This window comes from Micromonospora sp. A202 (assembly GCF_006715105.1).
GTDB lineage: Bacteria > Actinomycetota > Actinomycetes > Mycobacteriales > Micromonosporaceae > Micromonospora > Micromonospora zamorensis.
This window is the reverse complement of sequence record NZ_VFMP01000001.1, coordinates 4,094,413-4,116,449: the sequence shown is the minus strand read 5'-3', so window position 1 is coordinate 4,116,449 and position 22,037 is coordinate 4,094,413. Positions and strand designations below refer to the sequence as shown.

The 22,037-nt window shown below is 69.9% G+C and carries 20 protein-coding genes; 3 read left to right on the top strand and 17 right to left on the bottom strand.

What is annotated here, in order from left to right; genetic code table 11:
• Window positions 1-169: 169 nt before the first annotated feature.
• Window positions 170-784, bottom strand: coding sequence for an OmpA family protein (locus FBZ33_RS19235; RefSeq protein ID WP_157744032.1), 615 nt, complete (start codon window positions 782-784; stop codon window positions 170-172).
• Window positions 768-1,361 carry a hypothetical protein gene (locus FBZ33_RS19230; protein WP_141910130.1) on the bottom strand — a complete coding sequence of 198 codons (594 nt, stop codon included), beginning with the start codon at window positions 1,359-1,361 and terminating at the stop codon, window positions 768-770. Before FBZ33_RS19230 ends, FBZ33_RS19235 begins: the two co-directional genes overlap by 17 nt.
• A gap of 169 nt (window positions 1,362-1,530) precedes the next feature.
• Between FBZ33_RS19230 and FBZ33_RS33435 the strand changes: the two genes are divergently transcribed.
• Complete coding sequence (locus FBZ33_RS33435) at window positions 1,531-1,656, top strand: hypothetical protein (protein ID WP_255508959.1); 126 nt, start codon at window positions 1,531-1,533, stop codon at window positions 1,654-1,656.
• A gap of 38 nt (window positions 1,657-1,694) precedes the next feature.
• Here the strand turns inward: FBZ33_RS33435 and FBZ33_RS19225 are convergent, their stop codons facing one another.
• From FBZ33_RS19225 to FBZ33_RS19190, 8 genes are read right to left on the bottom strand one after another with little or no spacing between them, the layout of a single operon-like run.
• Window positions 1,695-3,335 carry a DUF4127 family protein gene (locus FBZ33_RS19225; protein ID WP_141910129.1) on the bottom strand — a complete coding sequence of 547 codons (1,641 nt, stop codon included), beginning with the start codon at window positions 3,333-3,335 and terminating at the stop codon, window positions 1,695-1,697.
• A 10-nt stretch (window positions 3,336-3,345) separates the two neighbouring features.
• Window positions 3,346-4,044, bottom strand: coding sequence for an N-acetylmannosamine-6-phosphate 2-epimerase (locus FBZ33_RS19220; RefSeq protein WP_141910128.1), 699 nt, complete (start codon window positions 4,042-4,044; stop codon window positions 3,346-3,348).
• A 23-nt stretch (window positions 4,045-4,067) separates the two neighbouring features.
• Window positions 4,068-4,955 (bottom strand): ROK family protein, encoded by an 888-nt coding sequence (locus FBZ33_RS19215; protein ID WP_141910127.1) that lies wholly within the window; start codon window positions 4,953-4,955, stop codon window positions 4,068-4,070.
• Window positions 4,952-5,794, bottom strand: a complete 843-nt coding sequence (locus tag FBZ33_RS19210) for a carbohydrate ABC transporter permease (RefSeq protein ID WP_088949060.1) — start codon at window positions 5,792-5,794, stop codon at window positions 4,952-4,954. The genes FBZ33_RS19215 and FBZ33_RS19210 overlap by 4 nt, the downstream gene beginning before the upstream one ends.
• On the bottom strand, window positions 5,784-6,731 hold the full coding sequence (locus FBZ33_RS19205; RefSeq protein ID WP_088949059.1) for a carbohydrate ABC transporter permease: 948 nt from the start codon (window positions 6,729-6,731) through the stop codon (window positions 5,784-5,786). Before FBZ33_RS19205 ends, FBZ33_RS19210 begins: the two co-directional genes overlap by 11 nt.
• Before the next feature lie 11 nt (window positions 6,732-6,742).
• Window positions 6,743-8,026: an ABC transporter substrate-binding protein gene (locus tag FBZ33_RS19200; RefSeq protein ID WP_141910126.1), complete on the bottom strand. Its 1,284-nt coding sequence runs from the start codon at window positions 8,024-8,026 to the stop codon at window positions 6,743-6,745.
• A gap of 24 nt (window positions 8,027-8,050) precedes the next feature.
• The gene (locus FBZ33_RS19195) at window positions 8,051-9,646 is read right to left on the bottom strand and encodes an FAD-dependent oxidoreductase (RefSeq protein ID WP_141910125.1); all 1,596 of its coding nucleotides are present in this window, start codon (window positions 9,644-9,646) and stop codon (window positions 8,051-8,053) included.
• Window positions 9,647-9,685: 39 nt separating this feature from the next.
• Complete coding sequence (locus FBZ33_RS19190) at window positions 9,686-10,732, bottom strand: LacI family DNA-binding transcriptional regulator (protein ID WP_141910124.1); 1,047 nt, start codon at window positions 10,730-10,732, stop codon at window positions 9,686-9,688.
• Between the two features lie 361 nt (window positions 10,733-11,093).
• On the opposite strand from FBZ33_RS19190, the gene FBZ33_RS19185 reads away from it, so the two are divergent.
• Window positions 11,094-12,455 (top strand): hypothetical protein, encoded by a 1,362-nt coding sequence (locus tag FBZ33_RS19185; RefSeq protein ID WP_141910123.1) that lies wholly within the window; start codon window positions 11,094-11,096, stop codon window positions 12,453-12,455.
• Window positions 12,456-12,531: 76 nt separating this feature from the next.
• On the opposite strand, the gene FBZ33_RS19180 is transcribed toward FBZ33_RS19185, so the two are convergent.
• From FBZ33_RS19180 to FBZ33_RS19160, 5 genes are read right to left on the bottom strand one after another with little or no spacing between them, the layout of a single operon-like run.
• Entirely contained in the window at window positions 12,532-13,431 is a 900-nt protein-coding gene (locus FBZ33_RS19180) for a hydroxymethylglutaryl-CoA lyase (protein WP_088949055.1), read from the bottom strand.
• Window positions 13,428-14,054 (bottom strand): isochorismatase family protein, encoded by a 627-nt coding sequence (locus FBZ33_RS19175; RefSeq protein ID WP_141910122.1) that lies wholly within the window; start codon window positions 14,052-14,054, stop codon window positions 13,428-13,430. Before FBZ33_RS19175 ends, FBZ33_RS19180 begins: the two co-directional genes overlap by 4 nt.
• Window positions 14,051-15,880 (bottom strand): hydantoinase B/oxoprolinase family protein, encoded by a 1,830-nt coding sequence (locus FBZ33_RS19170; RefSeq protein WP_255508957.1) that lies wholly within the window; start codon window positions 15,878-15,880, stop codon window positions 14,051-14,053. Before FBZ33_RS19170 ends, FBZ33_RS19175 begins: the two co-directional genes overlap by 4 nt.
• A 44-nt stretch (window positions 15,881-15,924) precedes the next feature.
• Window positions 15,925-18,000: a hydantoinase/oxoprolinase family protein gene (locus FBZ33_RS19165; RefSeq protein ID WP_141910120.1), complete on the bottom strand. Its 2,076-nt coding sequence runs from the start codon at window positions 17,998-18,000 to the stop codon at window positions 15,925-15,927.
• 9 nt (window positions 18,001-18,009) lie between these two features.
• Entirely contained in the window at window positions 18,010-19,209 is a 1,200-nt protein-coding gene (locus FBZ33_RS19160) for a CaiB/BaiF CoA-transferase family protein (RefSeq protein ID WP_141910119.1), read from the bottom strand.
• A 156-nt stretch (window positions 19,210-19,365) separates the two neighbouring features.
• Between FBZ33_RS19160 and FBZ33_RS19155 the strand changes: the two genes are divergently transcribed.
• Window positions 19,366-20,103, top strand: a complete 738-nt coding sequence (locus FBZ33_RS19155; RefSeq protein WP_141910118.1) for a GntR family transcriptional regulator — start codon at window positions 19,366-19,368, stop codon at window positions 20,101-20,103.
• 103 nt (window positions 20,104-20,206) lie between these two features.
• Here FBZ33_RS19155 and FBZ33_RS19150 read toward each other — a convergent pair whose 3' ends face one another.
• Together FBZ33_RS19150 and FBZ33_RS19145 are read right to left on the bottom strand one after the other, a co-directional pair.
• Window positions 20,207-20,878 carry a response regulator transcription factor gene (locus FBZ33_RS19150; RefSeq protein WP_099855143.1) on the bottom strand — a complete coding sequence of 224 codons (672 nt, stop codon included), beginning with the start codon at window positions 20,876-20,878 and terminating at the stop codon, window positions 20,207-20,209.
• Window positions 20,857-22,017 carry a sensor histidine kinase gene (locus FBZ33_RS19145; RefSeq protein WP_221629486.1) on the bottom strand — a complete coding sequence of 387 codons (1,161 nt, stop codon included), beginning with the start codon at window positions 22,015-22,017 and terminating at the stop codon, window positions 20,857-20,859. The genes FBZ33_RS19150 and FBZ33_RS19145 overlap by 22 nt, the downstream gene beginning before the upstream one ends.
• Window positions 22,018-22,037: the final 20 nt, after the last annotated feature.

Genomic DNA, 22,037 nt, shown 5'->3' with positions numbered 1-22,037 from the left:
CGGCCCTGCCGGCCTCCCCCGCAGTGTCGGCGGGCCGCCACCGCTCGACAACATCTGTATAAGAAGGAGTAGGCGTGCCCGCCAGCCCGGAGCCGATCGCCCCCGCCGACGGTGGCCACTGAGCTGGTGATCGGGCATCCTGCCACGTCTGGTAGAGGTCCCGTCGGTCTTACTTGTCGAACCGGATCTCGACGCGCCGGTTGCTGGCCCGGCCCTTGGGGTTGTCCTTGCCGCCGAGGGTGTTCGGCGCGACGGGCCGGGTCTCTCCGAAGCCCTTGATCTCATAGGTGACCTGGCTGCCACCTTCCGCGGACAGCACCGCTCGGACCGCCTCGGCTCGCCGGAGGGACAACGCCAGGTTCTGCGCGTCGTCGCCCACCGCGTCGGTGTGCCCGAAGATCTGCACCGTGCCGGTGGCCTCGGCGCGTAGTCGTCTCGCGATCTCGGCCAGCCGGGTGCGGGCTGCCGGCGAGAGGTCGGCCTTGCCGAACGCGAAGAGCACGTCCGCCGCCAGGATCAGCTCGATTCGTCCGCCGGACTCGGCTTCCAGACTGTTGCCGTCGAGATCTTCCGTACGCAGGTAGATGTCGTCTGTCGGTGCCAGGATGTCGATGATCGGGGCGTCGACCCGCGCGCCGGCCGCCAGCGTGGGCCCGGGCACGACCGCGGTCCCGGAGGTGGGTGTCGGCGTCGGCGCCGCCCAGGCGGCGACCGGTTCGCTGACCAGCAGGAGGGTCAACGCGGTCGCGGCCAGGGCCGTACGCCCGCTAACCGAGCGGAACATTCTCGAACACCGGGACACGAGGGATGACGACATCCACGGCGGTGACGTCGTCCGGCGGGGCGCCGAACATGGCGTACAGGTCCACTGACTGACCGGGAGTGACGAAGACTGAGGCGAGGCCCGACGAAGCGAGGTACGTCACCTGACCGGGTTTCGCATCCGAGTCGCCGGCCCGGGCTACCAGGTGCCGCTTGCGGTTCTTCCGGTCGACCAACGTCACGCCGGAGAAGGCCAACGAGACGGTCTCACCTTGAAAGGCGCTGGCGATCTGCCAGCGTCCCGGGCTGCCCGCCGGATCCGTACGGGTCATCCGAACGTTGAGGTTGACGAACCCCTTGTCCCGTCGCAGCTGGTACAGCTCCACCTTCACCCGGAACAGACTGCCGCTCTCGCTGATCTGGATGTCCCGGCTCGCGATCACCGTGCCCATCTCGTCGGGCTGACCGGGCGCGAAACCGGTGGTCCCCTTCGCGGCACCGCCGGAGTCGTCGGTCCCGCCGAGACTGTCGCAACCGCTGACGGCCAGGGCCATCACCAGTGCGAGCGAACCAGCGGCGACTGTGGTGCGCAGACGCACGAATACTCCCTAGTGGGCTGGTCGGAGCGGGCGCGATCAACTCCCGGCACGGTAGTCGATGGCATCCACTGGGCGAGGGTGGGGCGGAGAACTCGTCGTCGTGGGGTTTCTTAGCGATCAGTACGGACGCGACCAGGCGAGAAAGCAAGATATTCAGCGATGTCCGGGAGTGAGTGCGAGCCCGCAGTCGAGCACTCCGGCTCGCCGCGACGGCGTCCAGGTCGCCGAGGGCACGAACGACATCCTGCGAACCGCTGTCGCGAAGGCTCTCGTACGCGCCGACCTGACCGTCTGATGCTCCACGGTCCTATCGGAGCATCAGACGGTCACCGGTCAGGACAGTCGCAGCCGAGGTTCGAGGACCACCTCGAAGAGCCGGTCCCACGGCAGCTCGACACGCGCTGACTCGAAGCTAGCCAGCGTCGCCGTGAACGTTTTCGCGCCTCGCCGTCCCAGCACGATGCGGTGCCCCGCGAAGTGGTCGGCGAAGTACCGCTCGGTCACGGGTACCAGCCGCTCCCTGACCCAACCGTCGAAGTAGGTCTTCTGCTCGGAGGTGAGAGCGAGCGGGTCCCAGCCCTGCGCCCGCGCGTGCGCGTACGCCTCGACCTGCACGATGTTCTTCCACGGGTCGTCCTTGACGAACCGGTAGAGCAGGTACTCGGCGTGGGCCTGGCCCGGCCCGCGCAGGTCGGGCACGCCGAAACCGCTGCCGGAGGCGCGGAGGTACGCCCACCGGGCGGTGCCGTGACCGAGCGCCAGGCCGAGCGCGTTGCCGCCGGTGTTCCACCCCGAGTACGACAGCAGCGCCGCGAGATCCAGCTGGTTCTCCATCCGCGCGACCAGGTCGTGGTCCGCCTTGTTCACGATGAGCGGGTCCACCACGATGACCGAAGTGCCGGCGGCCAGCAGCTTGCCGATCCGCCCGACGAAGGCGTCCAGGTCAGCGGCCCGTTGCCCGGGTGCCGATGAGGGGGTGTTCACGGCGAGCACGATGTCCGCGTCGCCGCTGACGACCCGTCCTCCGACCGAGGTGACGTGCCGGCGGATGTTCTCCGCGAACGGGATGCCCTCCAGTTGTGCGGTCCAGGCCTCACCGGAGACGCCGGCGTACTCCACGCGGTAGGTGGGGCCGGTGCCGGCCGCGATCACCCGCGCGACCAGCAGCGCGTTGACCTCGTCGGCACCGGGGAAGATCTCCACCCGGTCGCCGACGCCGAGTTGGTCGACGAGCGCCTCCAGTTCCACCCGCTCGGCACGGGCCAGGCCGACCGGCGCGGTGTCGTCCTCAGAGAGCACGAGGTGGTTGATGGTGCCGTCGGCGACCCACTCGACCATGAGCCGGTTGACCTGGTGGTTGCGGGCCCGCGCGGCGAGATAGTCCTCGACGACCTGGTCGGGGATCTGTGCCCGGACGGCGTCGAGTTGCGCTCGCAGCTCCTCCTGCCCGAGGTTCGTCACCTGGTCGTAGAGCTTGGCCCAGGAGACGAGCAGGTCGCGGTACCGATCCAGCTCGGTGCCCGTGCTGGTGATGGCGAGGCGCTGGATGGTGTCGTGCACCTCGATCACCGCCTCCGGCCGGGTGGAGCGCAGGGTGCGAATCGCGGCCAGGTTCGCCAGGGCGGCGGCCAGCGTCGGGGCTGCGGTGCGGGAGGCGATCAGGCCGCCGTACGCGAGCATGCTGACCGAGATCACGTACCCGTCGACGCCGTTAATGGTGCCGAGCCAGCGGGCGATGGCGGCGCCGTCGCCGGGGGTGAAGAAGCGGCCCAGCGACTCCCGTGGCGGCAGCTGCACCTGGGCGCCGGCGCTGGCCGCGGTCATCTGCGCCGCGTACGTGTTGACGGGCCGGTCATCCAACGGGACCAGCGCCACGGTCAGCTGCCGCTTGGCGGGCCCGGCGAATGCGGGCCGGCCCACGGTCAGGGTGGTCAGCCCGGCCATGCCGGTGGCTAGAAGGGTGCGTCTTCTCATGTTCACTCCTCTATTTCGGTGCGCTCGCCGCGCGGGGGGTGGCCGGCACGAGCCGGCGGGTGATCCAGAGCGGTGAGGTGACGGCGTTGCCCATCACCACCGCGTGGGCACCTGCCTCGAAGGCCTGGCCGATCTGTTCCGTGTTGCGGTACCGCCCTTCGGCGATCACCGGCACGGGCAGCAGTGCGACGAGTCGCTCCACGAGCCCGAGGTCGGGCCCGTCGGTTGGTGGGCTGGCCGGTGTGTAGCCGGACAGCGTGGTGGCAACGGCGTCGGCGCCGGCCTCGACGGCTGCGACGCCCTCGGCGGCGGTGGAGACGTCTGCCAGGATCAGTGCGTCGGTCCGTTCGCGGAGCACGCGAACCGTGTCGGCGAAGGCGCGGCCGTCCGGTCGCGGGCGGTCGGTGGCGTCGATCGCGACGATCTCCGCGCCGGCCAGCGCCACCTCGAGCGCGTGGGCAGCGGTCGGGGTGATGAAGACGTCAGCGGTGCCGTGCTTGTACAGCCCGATCACCGGGACGTCGACGGCGGCCCGTACGGTCCGGATGTCGTCCGGTCCGTTGACCCGGACCGCCACGGCGCCGCCGCGTACCACAGCGGCCGCCACCCGGGCCTGGACGTACGGATCCCGCATCGGATCGTCCGGGTCGTCGGGCAGCGGTTGGCAGGACACCACCAGCCCGCCGGCCAGGTCGTCGAGCACGTTCACCTGTTGGTCCCTTCGATGTGGGGTCAGTCGATGGCCAGTCGGGCGGCGCCGACCAGGACCGCGTCGACGCCCAGCGTGGCGGGCAGCAGTGGAACGTCGGCCCAGCCGGCGGGCACCTCGGCCGAGTAGGCGGCGGACGCGGCGGGCAGTAGGGAGCCGGCGGCCCCGCCGGCGACCAGGACAGCGTCCGGATCGAGCAGCGCCACCAACCCCGCGAGGGTCGCGCCGAGGACGGCTCCGGCCCGCTGCACGACCCGCTGGGCGGCCCCGTCGCCGGTGGCGGCGCGCTCGGCCACGGTCCGCCCGGTGACGTGGGTGCCGGTCTCGATGGCGTACGCGGCGGCCAGCCCGCTGCCGGAGGCGATCGCCTCCAGGTGCCCGTGGCGGCCGCACCCGCACCGCAGTCGTTCGGCGCCCGGGGCGGGCAGGTGCCCGACCTCGCCGGCTGCCCCGCGGGCGCCGGCCTCGACCCGGCCGTTGCGGACGATCGCCCCGCCCAGCCCGGTGCCGACGGCCACCAGCAGCACATGAGCGCGGTCCCGTCCGGCGCCTGCCCAGCTTTCGCCGAGCGCGGCGGCGTGCACGTCGTTGACGACCCGCACTCCTCGACCCAGCCGGGTGGCCAGCGCGTCGGCGACCGGGGTGCCCGTCCAGCCCGGCAGGCTGTCGGTGGCGTACCGGATGCTGCCGGTCGCCGGGTCGACAGTGCCGGCGGTGCCCACGCCCACCGGTCCGGCGGTCGCGCCGAGCAGGTCGGTGGCCAGCCGGGCGGCGACGTCCAGCACCGCCTCGGGCCCGGACCGGGCGGGCGTGGGCGCCTCGCGGCGCTCCAACACCCGTCCGGCCCGGTCGACGAGCGCGACTGCCGTTTTGGTGCCACCGATGTCGATACCGACAACCGGTGTCGTCATCCCTTGAGGCCGGTGTGCGCGAGGCCCTCGACGAACTGCTTCTGCGCGATGACGAACACCACCAGGACGGGCAGGGCGGTCATCGACGCCGCTGCCATCTGGACGTCCCACATGGGGCCGCCGTAGGCGTCGACGAACTGGGTGAGCGCCTGGGGCAGGGTGAACTTCTCCGGAGAGGAGAGGAACACGATCGGTTCCAGATAGAGGTTCCAGCTGTGCAGGAAGGTGAAGATGGCCACCGCGCCCAGCGCCGGCCGCGACAGCGGCAGGGCGATCCGCCAGAAGGTGGCGAATCGGCCCAGCCCGTCGACCCGGGCCGCCTCCTCCAGCTCACCAGGCAGGCTGATGAAGAACTGCCTCATGATGAACGTCGCCAGGACGCTCGGCGCGCCGAAGATCGGCACCAGGATCAGCGGCCAGTGGGTGTTGACCAGGCCGAGTTTGAAGAACATCTGGAACAGCGGCACGATCGTCACCTCGCTCGGAATGAGCAGGCCCGCGAGGACGACCAGGAACAACACGTTCTGGCCCCGGAACCGGATGCGCGCGAAGGCGTAGCCGGCCAGCGCCGCCACGGCCATGGTGCCGACCGTGACGACCAGCGCGATGTAGAGGCTGTTCAGGTACTGCTGCCCGAAAGGCTGCAACTCGAACACCCGCTCATAGGCGTCGAATCGGGGATTGGTCGGCAGGAGCTTCGGCGGGAAGGCGAAGATGTCCGCCACCGGCTTCAGCGACGAGGTGACCATCCACCAGGTCGGGAAGACGAACGGGATCGCTAGGACCAGCAGCACCCCGTAGAGCACCAGCTTGGTCCGGCGGGACAGGTCACGACTCATGGAAGACCCACCTCTTGCGCATCTGCCACTGCAGCACGGTGAGGGCGAGCACGATGGCGAACAGGACGATCGACAGCGTGGCGCCGTAGCCGAAGTGATGGAATTGGAAGGCCTGCTGGTACAGGTAGTAGACGAGGACCGTCGTCGATGCGCCCGGGCCGCCCTGGGTGAGCACCGAGATCTGCGCGAAGACCTGCAACGACCCGACCACGGTGATGATCGACGTCAGCAGGATCGTGGGGCTGATCAGCGGTACGGTGATCCGCCAGAACTGGCGCATCCGGCTCGCCCCGTCCACCTCGGCGGCCTCGTACAGCTCGCCCGGCACACCCTGAAGGGCGGCCAGGAACAGCACCATGTTCAGGCCGACGTTCTTGAACACCTGCACGACGATCACGGACACCATCGCGGTGCCCTCGCCGCGCAGCCAGTTCGGCCCGTCCACGCCAATGGTGTCGAGCAGACCGTTGATCCCGCCGTTGTCCTGAAGCAGGAAGCCCCAGACGATGGTCCAGGCCACCAGCGAGACCACCACGGGGGAGAAGAACAGCGTGCGGAACACGATCGTGCCCCGCAGCTTCTGGTTCAGCAGGACTGCCAGAAGCAGGGCCAGGCCGAGGTTGAGCACCACCAGGCCGACGGAGAACAGCCCGGTGGCGCGCAGCACCTCGCCGAGGTTGGGATCATCGGCGAGAGCCTTGTAGTTGTCGGTGCCGACGAAGTCGAAGGTTCCGGCGAGCACGTTCCACTCGTGCAGGCTGTACCAGAGCACGAGGATCAGCGGCAGGATCACGAAGACGATGCTGCCGAGCATTTGCGGGGCGATGAACACGTAACCGGCGAGCTGGTCCCGGCGGCGGCTGGTCCAGAACGGCCGGGCCGGGCCCGGGGCGGGCCCGGCAGCAGCCGAGCCCACCCTGGTGTCCGTCTGGGTCATGATCGTTTGCCTTACTTCGCCAGCAGTGGCTGGATCTTGGTGCAGACGCCGTCGAGTACGGCCTTGACGTCCGCGTTCGGCTGCCACAGCGGGTCGAGCCCGGCGCGGACCTGCTGGCTCAGCTCGGCCTGGCCGGAGTGACTGGGCTTGACCACGCCGTTGGTGATGCCGTCGATGACGACCTTCTGCAGCTGCTCCGGCTTGAGCTTCGGGTTCGTCTTGGCGAGGGTCTCGGCGGTCAGCTGCGACTGTCGGGGCGCCGGGAAGAACTGGGCGAGCTTCGCCGAGTTGGTGGGGTTGGTGAAGAAGGCCAGGAAGTCGGCCGCCTGCTTGGCGTGCGGGCTCTTCTTCATGACACCGACACCCGCCTGGCCGACCACCGCGTAGTTCCCCTTCGGGCCGGCCGGCAGCGGCACCAGGTCCCACCCGAAACCGCCGTCCTTCAGCAGCGAGGCGCGAGAGATCTGGGTGACCGTCATGGCCGAGTCACCGGCGAAGAAGTCGGCGGTCGTGCCCGGACCGGGCAGCGCCTTCTGGGTGAAGGTGGCCTTGTGCAGGGTGGTCATCGCGTCGACCATCTCCGGGCTGTTGAAGCCGCAGGACTTGCCGTCCTCGCTCCACGCCTGGGCGCCCCATCCGGTCCAGAAGGTGGACAGGTTGTCCCAGCCCTTGTAGTCGAAGTCCCGGATGACCATGCCGGCCTTGCCGGAGTCCGCCGCCGTCGCCGCGGCGGTTGCCAGCGCGTTGTCCCAGTTCCACTGGCCGGCCGCGATCAGCTCGGCCGGGGTCTTCTGCCCGGCCTTCTTGACCATGTCGTTGTTGACGAACACCCCGAACGGCGAGGTGGAGAAGGGGTACGCGTACAGCTTGCCGTCGTCCTGCCAGAGCTTGAGCGTGGCGGGGGAGATGTCCTCGTACTCGTAGCCATCGGCCTTCTTGAGGGTGTCGTCCAGGGGCAGCAGCGCGCCCGAGGTGACGAAGTCGGGGGCGGAATTCTCGAACACCCACGCGAGGTCCGGTGCGTTCCCGCCCGCGATCTGCGTGGTCAGGGTCGTGGTGTACGTGTCGAACGGCAGCGGATCGAACTTGATCTCGGTCACGTCCGGGTGGCTCTTGCGGTACTCGTCGGCGATCTCGTTGAACAACTTGAGGTGCGCCTCGTTGGCCGACCAGACGGTCATCCGCAGTGCCGCCGGGCCGCTGTCGTCGGCGTCGTCACCGCCACCGCAGGCGGTCAGGGCGAGCGTGCCGGCCAGTGCGACGGCGACGCCGCGCAGGGCCTTTCCTGCTTTCACAATGTTCTCCTTACGGGGGTGTGTTCAGTAGCCCGCGATCTGTGGCCAGCGCTGTTCCACGCCGGCCGCGGTGAGGCGGTCCTGGAAGTCAGCCAGCAGACGGGGGGTGTTGCGGACCGCGCGCGGGGACTCGCCCTGCGCCAGACAGAAGTCGGCGAGCAGGCCGGCGACCTCGCCGACGTTCCACTCGACGGGGTGCAGCCGATAGCTGCCGTTGGTGATGTGGGTGGTGCCGATGTTCTTGCCGGCCGGCAGCAGGTTCTCCATCCGCTGCGGGATCAGCGCACCGAGCGGGATCTCGAACGGGCACGAGCCGACGTCGATGTAGTTGTCCCCGCCGGTCGACGGGTGGAGGTCGATCCGGTACATGCCCAGGCCCACCGCGTCGGGGTAGCTGACCGCACCGTGGTCGCCCCGGACCGCCAGGGACAGGTCCTGCTCGGCCACTGTGTACTCGGCGCGGATCCGGCGGGACTCGCGGATGTACGGGGCCTGGGCCAGGCCGTCCGCGCTGCCGGTCACGTCGCCGCGTAGCCGCAGGCCCGGGAAGCCGGTGCCGCCGTCGGGCCGGGGCGCCTCCGTCTGCATCCAGTAGAGCACCGAGTACGACAGCTCGCGGGCCTTGGACAGGTGCCACGACGCGTTCGGCACGTCGATGACCGGACCCTCGAAATAGTCGATCATCGGCCAGTTGACCAGCGTGATGTCGCTGCCGTACGCGCCGTCGGTGAAGTTGCGCCGCGCGGCGATCCGGCGGAACGTCCACAGGTTGCCGTCGCCGGGGTTGAGGCGTTGGTCGGCGTTGACGCTCAACGGGTCGTCGTCCGGGTTGGGGGTGAAGCTGCGCTCGACGATCTCCAGCGTGCGCGGGTGCGGTGACTTCCAGGACAGCAGCCGGTCACCCCAGAAGTCGGGCTTGTAGTCGCGCCAGAAGTCGTACCCCGCGGGACGGTCGATGGTGTGGTCGCCGTCGACGTGGTCCAGGGCGAAGCAGACGGACACCGCCTGCATGTTCAACGGCTGAGCCTCGGCCGGGGCGCTCGGCTCACCGGTTTCCGCCTGCGACTCGAACCCGGTGACGTACTCCGTGCCCGTCAGTGGCAGCAACTCGCCGGTCTCGGTGGCGTCCAGGACGTACGGCGCGACCACGTCGATCCGCTCGTCCCGGTCGCGGTGCGCGAGGGTAACGCCGGTCACCCGGTCCCCGTCGGTCTCCGCGGCCACCGGCCGATACGGCTGGAGCACCCGAATACGGCCCGAACCGAGGTGCGGCGCGAGCATCTGTTCGAGGACGGCGACGGCCACCCGCGGCTCGTGGCAGAGCCGGCTCACCCAACCCGCACCCGGGTTGAGGTCGGTCCAGGCCCGGGACCGTTCGGTCAACGGGTAGTGACGACGGTAGTAGTCGCGAATGCCGTTACGCAGTTCCCGGTAGCTGGCGGTGGCGCCGAACTGCTCGATCCAGGAGTGCTCGTCCGGGGGGACGGCCTGGCTGGTGAGCTGCCCGCCGAGCCAGTCGAACTCCTCGGTCAGGATGACGGACCGGCCGGCCCGGGCCGCGGCGAGCGCCGCGGCGACGCCGCCCAGTCCGCCCCCGACGACGAGGACGTCCGTACGCATGAGTACCACGTTTTTCCTTCCAGTTGCGCGATCGACCGCTCAGCGCCGGTCAACCGCCGGATCAGGGGTGCCGAGGGTGATGCCCTCGACGAGTTCGCAGGGGAGAAGTCGCTGCTGGACGCCGTCCGCGCTGCCGTCGATGACGCCCGTCAGCACCTCGACCGACTGCCGGCCCATCTCCTCGCGGGGGATGCGGAATCCGGTGAACGTGATGTCGGTGGGGACCGCGACCGTCGGGTCGCCGAGGGTCACGATCGACAGGTCGCCGGGCACGGTCAGGCCGCGCCGACGGGCTGCCGACTGCAGCGCGACCGCCGTGGCGAAGTCCTCGACGAAGACGACGGTGGTCCCGTCGGCCAGCAGGGTGTCGATGGTGGCGTCGGCCTCGCTGGCCAGCGCCGACATCTGCCCCGCGCTCTCCGCGGTCGCCGCGGTGGCATGAAACCCGCGGCGCCGGTCCTCGGAGGATTCCGCGGTGGTGCCCGCACTCACGTACGTCAGGCGGCGGTGACCGTGCCGCAGCGCGATCTCGACGAGTTGGGACACCGCCGAGGCGTAGTCGGCGCCGACGTAGGGGACCGGGCCGCCGGCGTCGTCCCGGCGCCCGACGGCGACGTACGGATATCCATCGCGGTTGAGCCGGTGCAGCTCCTCGCCGTCGATCTCGCGTCCGAGCAGGATGCACCCATCGGCCAGACGTAGCCGGTTGTCCTGGTGGAAGATTCGTCGCCGGCCGTCCACCACCGGCGCGCTGGTGAACAGCAGCAGGTCGCAGCCGAACCGTTCGGCGTAGTCCTCGATGCCGAGCAGGAACGGGTGGAAGAAGTCCCGGCTGCCGCTGGGGAACGCGGGCTCGTACGTGAAGACGCCGATGATCCGGTTGTACCGCGAGGCGAGGCGGCGGGCCACGGGGTCGGCGGCGTACCCGGTCTCGGCGATGACCCGCAACACCCGGTCCCGGGTCTCCGGTGCGATGCGGACCTCGGCGTCGGTCCGATTGTTGAGCACCAGCGACACGGTCGCCTGACTGACACCGGCCATCCGCGCGATGTCACGCTGGGTGACGCGTCGAGGGGGAGCGGTCACGTCAGGTCCTTCCGGTGGGGCTAATGCGTATTAGCCTCGGCGTTGGGAAGGAGCTTGGTGGGTGGGACGGCATGTGTCAAGGGGTGTCCGCAACATTTCGTGGAGATGAACCCCCTGGACTAATGCGTATTAGCGATCTGGTTCCCGATCGGCTGGCGGCGGGGCGGGCGGACCGGGAGGGTGGCGAGCCGGCTCTTGACAGAGACGCGGCAGAGCGTGCAACATTCGAGAAACATAGATGCTAATACGTATTAGCTCGGTGATGCCAGGGGTGTCCGCCGAGCGGTGTCCCCTGTGTTCTTACTCAGCGTCACTCCGCACCGCTCGTGCCGACGAGCCGACCGACCGAAGAGGAAGCCGCATGACGAGACCATCCACCCCGTCGTCCCGACGTGCTGTACTGGCGGCCGCCAGTGCCGGCCTGCTCGTCGCCGCCGTGGCCGGCGCCCGGCCAGCAGCCGCCGACGCCTCGCTCGACTTCCCCCAGTTCACCTACCAGGGCACCGCGTTCGACAAGGGCACCCTCGCCTACAACCCGACGAACGAGTTCATCTTCCCGAGCGTCATCCGGGCTGCCGACTACTTTCCCAACCCGCTCGGCACCTACTACCTGTACTACGCACCGCACGAGCGTCCCGGTGGGATCGCCCTCGCGTACTCCGACTCGATCAACGGTCCGTGGACCGAATACGTCGCCAACCCCCTGATCGGCAACACCTGGCTGCCGTACTACTCGACGGTCAGCCACATCTCCTCGCCGCACGCGGTGTGGATCGAGGGCGAGGGCAAGCTCTTCCTCTACTTCCACGGCGAGAACTCCATCACCCGGTACGCGACCTCCGACGACGGCATCCACTTCAGTTACGGCGGTACGGCGGTCAGCCGGGACGACACGACCGGCGGCGAGACCTCGTACGCCCGGGTGTTCGAGCAGTCCGTGCCCCGCCTGGGCACCCGGTACCTGATGGTCTTCATGGACAACCCGACCGCTGCGCTGCCGGGACCGACCGGGCCAGTGTCGCGGCGGATCCGCTGGGCGGTCTCCAACGACGCGCGGACCTGGGCCATGCAGCCGGAACCGATCGTGACTCCGCAGGGCATCGAAGGCCCGAACGCCTCTGGACCGTTCTTCCTGCGCTGGGACGACCGCAACCTGGTGATCTACCACGCCGCCGACGGCAACATGCACGCGGTGGACGTCGGGCAGGACTTCGACCAGGAGATCCACCTCGGCGTCGTGCACGACTCGATGTCCGCCGCGCCCGACCTCGGCCGTTCGGCCGCGCCGACGTTCTACCTCGACGGGCGTACCGCGCACATGTACTACGAAGCAGGCGGCCGGCTCACCGCGACCATCGGACACGCCACCGCAACCCTGGCGAACCCACTACCCGTACGGCAGCTCGATTGTGTGCCGGACCGACCGGTCCTGTGGCCGCCGAACCACAAGTTGGTCGACGTCAACGTCACCGTGGACCTGCACGACGGGGTGCTCGGCCCGAACGCGTTCACCCTGGCCAGCGTGACCGGGGGTGACGCCGCGGACGTCAGTGGCTTCGCCACCGGCACGCCGGACACGAGCGGCAAGCTGCGGGCCGACCGAGCCGGCAACGCGGAGGACCGGGTGTACCACCTCACGTACACCGGCCATGACGAGATCGGACGGCCGGTCGGCTGCACCGTCGCCGTCACCGTCCCACACGACCAGGGCGGCAACCGGTAGGTCGTCGCCGGCAGTGCGCCCCACCACCTGGTGGGGCGCACCGGCGGGCGTGTGACAGCTGGTCCAGCGGCCGGGCTCAGGCGGGAAAACCGCCCGCCCGGAGCAGAGCGCCGGGGAGTTGCTTCCCGAGTCTCCGTTGCAGCCAGGAGACGGCCGAGGTGAGTTCCTCCAGATTCAGACCGGTGGGCCGCCCCATCCGGTCGAAGAGGTAGACGAGATCCTCGGTGGCGACGTTTCCGGTCGCCGCCGGTGCGAACGGGCAACCGCCTGTTCCGCCGATGCTGGCGTCGAGGGTGGTGACGCCCGCCTGGACTGCCGCGACCGCGTTGGCCACGCCGGTGTGCCGGGTGTCGTGCAGGTGCAGCCGCAGCGGTGTGCGGGACTGCGTGATCTCCCGGGCGAGCGTCAGCCGTTCGGTGACGTCGGAGGGTACGGCCACTCCGATGGTGTCGGCGAGGGCCAGTTCGTCCGGACCCACGTCCCGCACCCGGGCGAGCACCTCCCGCAGCCGGTTCGGCGGGACCTCGCCTTCGAACGGGCATCCGAACGAGGCACCCACTGTCACCGTCGTGAACACCCCTGCCTCGCGAGCCGCCTGCACCAGCACCGCGGCCGTGTCACAGGCTTGGGCGGTGGTCATGCCCTGGTTGCGGCCGCAGAAGGTGTCCGTGGCCACGACGACGACGTTGATCTCGTCGACCCCCGCGGCCAGAGCTCGGTCCAGGCCGCGGCGGTTCATCACCAGGCCCGCGTATCGGACGCCGTCGTGGCGGGGGAGCGCGGCCATCAGCTCGTCCGCGTCCGCCATCTGCGGAACGCGGGCGGGGTTGACGAAGCTGGTCACCTCCACTCGCCGGGCTCCCGCGCGTACCGCCCGCTCGGTGAGTTCCACCTTGTCGGCGGTGGTGAGTAGCGTCGCCTCGTTCTGCAGGCCGTCACGGGGCGAGACCTCGACGATGTCGACCATGACTGTCATCGCTCCTCCGACAGGTACGCGACGGCCCTGGCCTCGCTGATCACCTCGGCGTACTTGGCTTGCAGGTCGTACAGGCTCGCCTCGTGCGGGCCGGGGGCGCGGTCCGCCACCGCTTCGGAGACCACCAGCGGGACGAGGCCGTGCTGGATCGCGTCCACCGCGGTGGCACGGACACAACCGCTCGTGCTCACGCCGACCAGCACGACGGTGTCGATGCGCTCCGCCCGCAGGGTGGAGGCCAGCGACGTGCCGAAGAAGGCGCTGGCGTACTGCTTGACCAGCACCAGTTCATCCTCGGCGGGGGAGACCTGCGGCATCAGCTCACCCATCGCGCCACCGCCGGAGAAGAGCTGCTGAAGGGCGGTGACCTTCCGGACGAACAGGCCTCCGTCGACACCGCCGGGTCCGTACGCGACGCGGGTGTGCAGCACCGGAACCCGGTGGTCGCGGGCTGCGGCGATGACCCGGCCAGCCGACTGCAGGCAGTCCGCGGACGGCAGGCACAGTGGGCTGGCCGGGTCGAAGTAGGCCCGCATCAGGTCGATGACGAGCACCGCGGGACGGGCGCCGGGCAGGAGCGCGCCCCCGAATCCGTCGTCGCTGCTGTCCGGCACGGGGCTCATCGGGCGACAGGTGGCCGAGGAGCAGGAAGACCGGTCTCCTCCAGGCACCGGTCCAGGATGGTTTCCATCGGCGGTCCCATGTCGAACGTGGGCAGTGGGTCCGGACGTCCCTGGCGCAGCTCGGCCCGTACCTCCTCGGTGGCCGCCACGTCGACGGTGCCGGCCTCGTCGCAGACCACTCCGAAGCGGCGGGCCCCCGTGGGGCTGACCAGGCCCCGGCGGACCTCGAGGCCGACGAGTTCCGGGTCGCGGGCGAGCGGGTCGCCCCACCCGCCGCCACCCCAGGTGACGAAGTGCAGCACGTCCCCGGGAGCTACTGGCACGTCGTGCACCTTGCTGCCCAGGATCTCGGTGCCGCCGTCGGCGCGTTCGAGCCACTTGCGGCCGCGCGCACCGGGCTCGCCACCGTTGACCCCCCACGGATAGGTGAGCCAGCGGTCGTCGTGGATCGCGATCGTGCCGGCCTCCAGGAACCGGTAGGCCACGTCGACGCCGTTCCCGCCGCGATGGAGCCCGGCGCCACCCGTGTCCGCGATGGTCTCCCAGCGTTCGATCCGCAGCGGGTAGTAGGACTCCAGGTACTCGCACGGGATGTTGACGAACGACGGCCACAGCGAGTGGCCGTCCGGGCCGTCGCCCACCGGCCGGCCGGGAACCCCACCGAATCCGATCGAGTACAGCTGGAACCACTCGCCCTTGCGCTCACCCGGCCCGTAGGTGCCCGAATACATGAAGTGCGGCGATGACGAGAAGCCGGCCGCGTTGAGCAGCCCGGGGTTCGTCTGACCGAGCAGGCCGCCGAACAGGTCGAAGACGCGACCGATCCCGTGGTTACGCGCGTTGAGGGCGGCAGGATACTTGGGCTTCCAGAACGAGTCGTCGGGGATCGTGACGTCGACCAGCGGGTAGAAGCCGTCGTTCCAGAGGATCTGCGGGTCGGCGACGGTGATCATGTAGATGCCGAAGAACATCCGGACGAGGTTCTCGTTGATGTAGTAGTTGATCGGACCCTGCGCCTGCGGGCTGCTGCCGGTGAAGTCCAGCAGCACCTTGTCACCGGTGCGGGTCAGGCTGAGCTTGAGCTCGTAGGGGCCGTAGCCGAGGCCGTCGTCGCAGATGTAGTCGGTGAACGACAGCGTCTCGCCCTCCTTGAAGACCGCTCCGAGCAGGACCTTCATCGCCCGGTAGTTGCGGTCCAGGAGCTGGTCGAGCGCGGAGTTGTAGGTGTCCACCCCGAACCGGGCGCACATCTCCTGGACCCGACGGGAAGCGGTCCGGCACGCCGCGACGATGCCGTTGAGGTCAGCGCGGTTCCAGTCGGGCTTCCGCACCTGGTTGAGGATGATCCGCAGGGGGTCCTCGGCGAGCACGCCCTTGCGGTACAGCTTGAAGGGCGGGATGACCACGCCCTCCTCGAAGATGGTGCGGGCATCGGTCGGCATCGACGCCGGTGTCTTGCCGCCGACGTCGGACATGTGCCCGAACATCGCCGCCCAACCCACGATGCGGCCCTCGAAGAAGATGGGCAGCACCACGAGCCAGTCGTTGGCGTGGCTGATCGCCGCACCACAGGAGTAGGGGTCCGACGTCAGCAGGACGTCGCCCTCCTCGATGTCGCCGTCGAAGTTTTCCAGGAAGTCGGGGATGGACAGCCCGAATTGTCCCACCATCATTTTGCCGTCCGGGTTGGCGATCAGCGGAAACTCGTCGTGCTGTTCACGGATCCCCGGCGACAGCGCGGTCCGGAAGAGCACCTCGTCCATCTCGTAGCGGGCGTTGCGCAGCCCGTTCTCGATCAGGTCGATGGTGACCAGGTCGACATCCACGGAGCGAAGCGTTCCGGTAGCGGTCTCGATGAGGCGTGCCATGGTCAGTTCTCCCGGTGGGTGTCGGCGGGGCGGATGAGGAGGCTGCCGCTCGGGTGCACCGCAGCCGTGTGCCCGGGCAGCACGAGGGTGGTGGAGTCCATCTCGGTGATGATCGCCGGACCGGGTACGACGTTGCCCGCTCGCAGCAGGGCCCGGTCGTAGATGCCGGCTTCCACTTCCGCGCCCTCGACCCAGATGCGGTGGTGGGCCCGCATCGCGGGGCTCGGGTCCGCGTCACCGTGCTCCAGCTCGGGCGCGGCGACCTGGGGCCGGGGACCGTGAGCGGTGGCCCGGACGGTCACCAGCTCGTGTTCGGCATCGAGAACGAAGGAGAACAGCCGCTGGTGATCGGCGTCGAACGCCGACCGCAGGGCGACCAGCCCACCGCCGGCCCCGTCGAAGGCGTCGATGTCGACTGCCACCGGGATCTCGAAACCCTGTCCGTGGTAGCGCAGGTCGGCGGAGTAGACGACGTGCTGCTCATCCTGGGGGACGCCCTGATCGCTGAGCGTGGAGCACGCCTTGTCCGCGAGTTCGGCGAGCACCCCGCGAAGGCTCTCGTCGGTCATCTCGTTGAAGCGGCGCACCAACGTCCGTACTGACTCGTCGCGCAGATTGGTCGTCGCGTCGCCGTAGGCGCACAGCACTCCCGGCGACGGCGGAATGATCACCGGCCAGGCCCCGGTCAGTCTGCCGAGAGCGTTGGCGTGCAACGGGCCGGCGCCACCGAAGGCCACCAGTGCGTAGTCGCGCGGGTCGAAGCCCTGCTGCACCGACACCAGCCGCAACGCCCCGAACATGTTCTCGTTGACGATGTCGATGATGCCCGCGGCGGCGGCCTCGACCGACTCCAACCCGGTGGCGTCGGCGATGGACTTCACCGCCGCTCGTGCCGCCGCACGGTCCAGCGTGATCTCGCCACCAGCCAGTTCGGTGGGCAGGTAGCCGAGCACCACGTTCGCGTCGGTCACCGTCGGTTGCTCACCGCCCGCCGCGTACGCGGCAGGACCGGGTGCGGCGCCGGCCGACTGCGGCCCTACCCGGAGCGCCTGGGTCAACGGCGGTACGTGGGCGATGGATCCGCCACCGGCACCCACGGTTCGTACGTCGACGGAGGTGGCGCGGACCTTGAGGTCCCCGACCGTGGTCTCCCGGCCCACCCGCGGCGTGAGCCCCTGAACCAGGGCGACGTCGGTGGAGGTGCCGCCCATGTCGAAGGTCAGGAAGTCCGGGTAGCCGGCCTGCTCCGCCACCCAGGTCGCGCCGGTAACCCCGCCGGCAGGGCCGGACAGCAGCAGGTTCACCGGGTTGTCCGCGGCGACGGCCGCGGAGACCAGACCACCGTCGCTGCGCAGGATGCACAGCCGGCCGTCCACTCCGGACTCGCGCAGCTGCGCCTCGAGGTTGGCCACGTAGCGCGCCACCTGCGGCTGCACGGCCGCGTTCGCGACGGTGGTGATGGTCCGCTCGTACTCGCGAAGCTCCGGCAACACCGAGGACGACAGCGACACAGGTACGCCCGGAAGCTCCTCTGCGGACAGCTCGGCCACCCGGCGCTCGTGCTGCGGGTTGGCGTAAGAGTTGATCAGGCTGATGCTCAACGCCTCGATGCCCTGCGCGCGGAGCTTGCGCAGCTTCGTTCGGACGTCAGCCTGGTCGAGTTCGGTCACCACCGCGCCGTCGGCGCCGATCCTGCCGACGACCTCCACGGTGTCCTCCAGCGCCGCCAGTGGCTCCGGCTTCGGCCAGATGATCCAGCCGGCCAGGCCACCTGGCACGAAGGAACGGGCGATCTGGAGCACCTGCCGGAAGCCGTCGGTGGTGACCAGCCCAACCCGGGCGCCCTTGCCTTCGAGGATCGCGTTCGTGGCGACAGTGGTGCCGTGGAACACCTCAGTGATGTCCGACATGGGCACGCCGGCGGCCTCGCAGGCCCGCTCGATGCCACGCAGCACCCCGATGGACTGGTCCTCGGGCGTGGAGGAGGTCTTGGCCCGGTAGGTCTCTCCGGTCGCCTCGTCGATCAGCAGGATGTCGGTGAACGTTCCCCCCACGTCCACACCGAGTCGGTAGGTCATGGTTCCTCCTCAGATGACGCCGGCAGAACGCAGCGACGCCATCGCGTCGTCGCCGAGCCCCAGCAGGTCGCGATAGATGTCCTCGTTGTGTTCACCGAGCTCGGGGCCGACGTGCCGGACCCGGCCCGGGCTGTCAGAGAGCTTGGGTACGACGTTGTGCATGGCGAACTCCCCGAGACCGGGGTGGGTCAGCCGGACGATCGCCTCCCGCGAGGCGAAGTGCGGGTCCTCGAGCATGTCCCGGGCCCTGAAGATGCGGCCTGCCGGAACGCCCTGGGCGTGCAGCCGTTCGAGCAGGTCGTCGGCCGCCAGCGTCGAGCTCCATTCGGCGACCAGGCCGTCCAGCTGCTCCATCCACCGGCCTCGGGCGCCGTGGGTGGCGTACTTCTCGTCGGTGGCCAGCTCCACCCGTCCCATCGCCTCGGCGAGCCGGCGGAAAACCGTGTCCTGGTTCGCCGCGATCAGCACCATCTCGCCGTCGGCCGTCGGGTAGACGTTGCTCGGGGACACGTTCGGAAGGGTCGTTCCGGTCCGCTCCCGCTGGTAGCCGGCGATCTGGTACTCGGGGATGAGCGACTCCATCATCGCCAGCACGGCCTCGTAGATGGCGGAGTCCACCACCTGGCCTCGACCGGTGCGTCCGCGCTGGTGCAGCGCCACCAGGGTGCCCAGGCAGGCGAACGTTGCCGCCAGCGAATCTCCCAGAGAGACGCCGGCCCGGGCCGGAGGGCGATCGGGGTCGCCGGTCACGTACCGAATTCCGCCCATCGCCTCGCCGACCGATCCGTATCCGGCGCGTGACGAGTACGGGCCCGTCTGCCCGAAGCCGGTCACGCGGGTGACGATCAGGCCGGGGTTGATCTCCCACAGCCGCTCCGGGGCCAACCCCCAGCGCTCCAACGTGCCGGGCCGGAAGTTCTCGATCAACACGTCCGCCCGCGCGATGAGCTGGCGTACCAGATCCTGCCCCTCCTCGGCCCGCAGGTTCGCGGTCACGGACTTCTTGTTCCGCGCCACCACCGGCCACCAGAGCGACTTGCCGTACGGCTTCTCGCGCCCCCACTGCCGCATGGGGTCGCCCTGACCCGGGTCCTCGACCTTGATCACCTCGGCGCCGAAGTCACCCAGGAGTTGACCGCAGAACGGCCCCGCCAGCAGCTGCCCGAGCTCGATCACCCGGATGTCGTCAAGCGGCAGTGGAGTGCTCATGAGCCCCTCAATCAACGTGTCTTTGCATGCAATTCACAGGTCTGTGACTGTCGTTACGGCAGGTTGTGCTGGGAAAGTAGGCCCGTGCTCCTCCGGTGTCAATGCCCTGCAGGAAGATTGCATACAACCTGCCGTGTTGCTACGGTGCCGAGCATCATGAGCGACCACACGCCACCGCGGGAGGCCGACAACGGCCACGCCGCCGACGACGCCTATCGGCTGATCCGGGAACAGATCCTGTCCGGGCAACGGTCGGCCGGCGCGTGGCTCCGCGAGGGCGAGTTGGCCGAGTCGTTCGGGGTGAGTCGCACGCCCGTCCGGGAGGCGCTCAGACGGCTGACCGCGGAGGGACTGGTCCGCCACGAACGCAACCGTGGCGTGCAGGTCCAGGCGTGGAGCATCCACGATCTCGACGAAATCTTCAGCCTGCGGGCCGTGCTCGAGCCGTGGGGCTGTCGACTGGCGGCGACCACGGGCACCATCGACGTGGACGCGCTCGACGCGCTGGCCCACCGGATGGACGAGGTGGCGCCAGACGGGCGACCGACCGATGTGGACGAGCTCACCGAGCTGAACAACCGGTTCCACCGGATGATCCTTGAAGCGTCCGACAACAGCCGACTGGCCGGCGTTGTCTCATCGGTGATCCAGATGCCGCTCGTTTGGCGTACCTTCTCCCGCTACAGCCCGGACGCGCTGCGCCGTAGCCTGGCTCACCATCACGAACTGGTGGCGGCCCTGGCCGCGCCCGACCCCGACTGGGCGGAGTCGGTCATGCGCAGCCACGTACGCGCGGCATGGCATTCCATCCGGCTGCGAGACGGCGGCGACCGGGCGTCTGGCCCGGAACTGCCGGACCAGGTCAGCGCAACCGCAGGTCAACCGCCACTCTGATCATGGGGTCGGGTTCAGCGATCGCGCGAATGGGCCGGGACCAGACGCGGATTCTGCTCACCATCGCGCCCGACCGCGTCCGCGCAGTGGCCTGACCTCCTGCTCAAGCGAGCCGGCCGTCATGGGCGAGCAGGGCGATCTGGGTGCGGTTGTCGAGGTCCAGCTTGGTCAGGATGTGCGAGACGTGGGCCTTCACTGTGGTCACGTTCATCAGCAGCTCGGTGGCGATCTCGGCGTTGGAGCGTCCCTGCGCGATGGCCCGTACGACGTCACGTTCCCGGGGCGTGAGCAGGGCCAGCCGGCCACGCGCGTGCTCGTAGGACTCGGCGCCGGACGCGACCCGCTGCATGAGACGGCGCGTGACGCCCGGCGACAGCATCGGACTGCCGGCGGCGACGGCGCGGACAGCCTGGCTGATCTGCTCCGGCGGGGTGTCCTTGAGTAGGAAGCCGCTGGCCCCGGCCCGTAGCGCCCGCACCACATGCTCGTCGGTGTCGAACGTGGTGAGCACGATGATCTCTGGCGGCCGGGGGCGGCGGCGCAGGCGTTCGGTGGCGGTGATGCCGTTGACGCCGGGCATCCGGATGTCCATCAGCACCACGTCGGGCATGTGCCGGTCCACCGCGGTGATCGCCGCAGCGCCGTCGGCGGCCTCGCCCACGACGACGATCCCGTCAGCGCCGTCGAGCATCATCGTCAGCATTCCCCGTACCAGAGGGTCGTCGTCGACGATGACGACCCGGACCAGGCCCGTCACCTCGACCACGGCAGCCATGCGGTGAGGTGGAACCGACCCGAGGCGTCGATGTGGTGGGTGACGCGGCCACCGGTGAGGGCGGCCCGTTCGGCGAGACCGATCAAGCCCGCGCCGTCGTGCCCGGTGGCACCGCTGTCGGGTGTGGTCGGGTTGCTCACCGTGATGCTCAGGCCGGAGTCGGGCGCCCCGCCGAGGGCGAGTCGGACCGGCTGCCCGGCGGCGTGCTTGCGGGCGTTGGTCAGCCCCTCCTGCGCGATCCGGTAGGCGGTGCGGCCGACCGTCGGGGGGACCTCGACCGGCGGGCCGAGGGGGTCGTCGACCTCGATGTGCTGCCCGGCGGCCCGGGCCTCCTCGACCAGGCGCGGCAGATCGGCGAGGGTCTGACCGGGCGGTGTGTCCCCCGGCGCCTCGGCGTCGTCACTGCGCAGCAGCGTAATGACCTCGCGCAGCTCGTCGAGGGCGTGGTGCGCGCTGGCGCGGATCACCCCGGCGGCGGCGCTGAGCCGCTCGGGTGGCGCGTCCGGCCGGTACTCCATCGCGCCGGCGGCCGCTGCCAGCAGCGACAGCCGGTGGGCCAGCACGTCGTGCATCTCCCGCGCGATCCGGCTGCGCTCGGCCGCCCGGGCCTCGACGACCCGGCGCTCCTGCTCCTGCTCCGCCCGCCAGGCCCGGTCCCGCAGTGCCGCCAGCAGGGCATGTCGAGCCTGCGCCCAGGTGCCCCAGCCCAGCAGGGCAGCGTACGCGGCCGTCATCAGCACCAGCCGCCACCCGTACGGCAGGCTGGGTATCGGCCGCCACACCGCCTGCACCGCCTCGCCCGCCACGCCGACCGCCGCCACCACCACGGCCTGCCGGAACGGCCGGTTGCGGGCGGTGAACAGCACCGCGAAGCTCGCCACCGGGGTGGCCACCGGCGACAGTGCCACCAGCAGGCCCGCCAGTACGCCAGCGACCTCCGGGCGGCGGACGACCACCGGGACGAGGGCCAGGGCGGCCACCGCCAGCGCGACATCGGCGCGGACCAGTGCGGTCGGCCCGGAGCGGGTGGCGGACCACAGCACGGTCGCGATGAGCACGCCCATCGCCACGGTCGCCGCTCCCACCGGGACGGAACGCCACGTCCGCGGCGGGTCCACGTCGCACGTCGCCGCATCCACCAGCGCAGGCTAATGGGCTC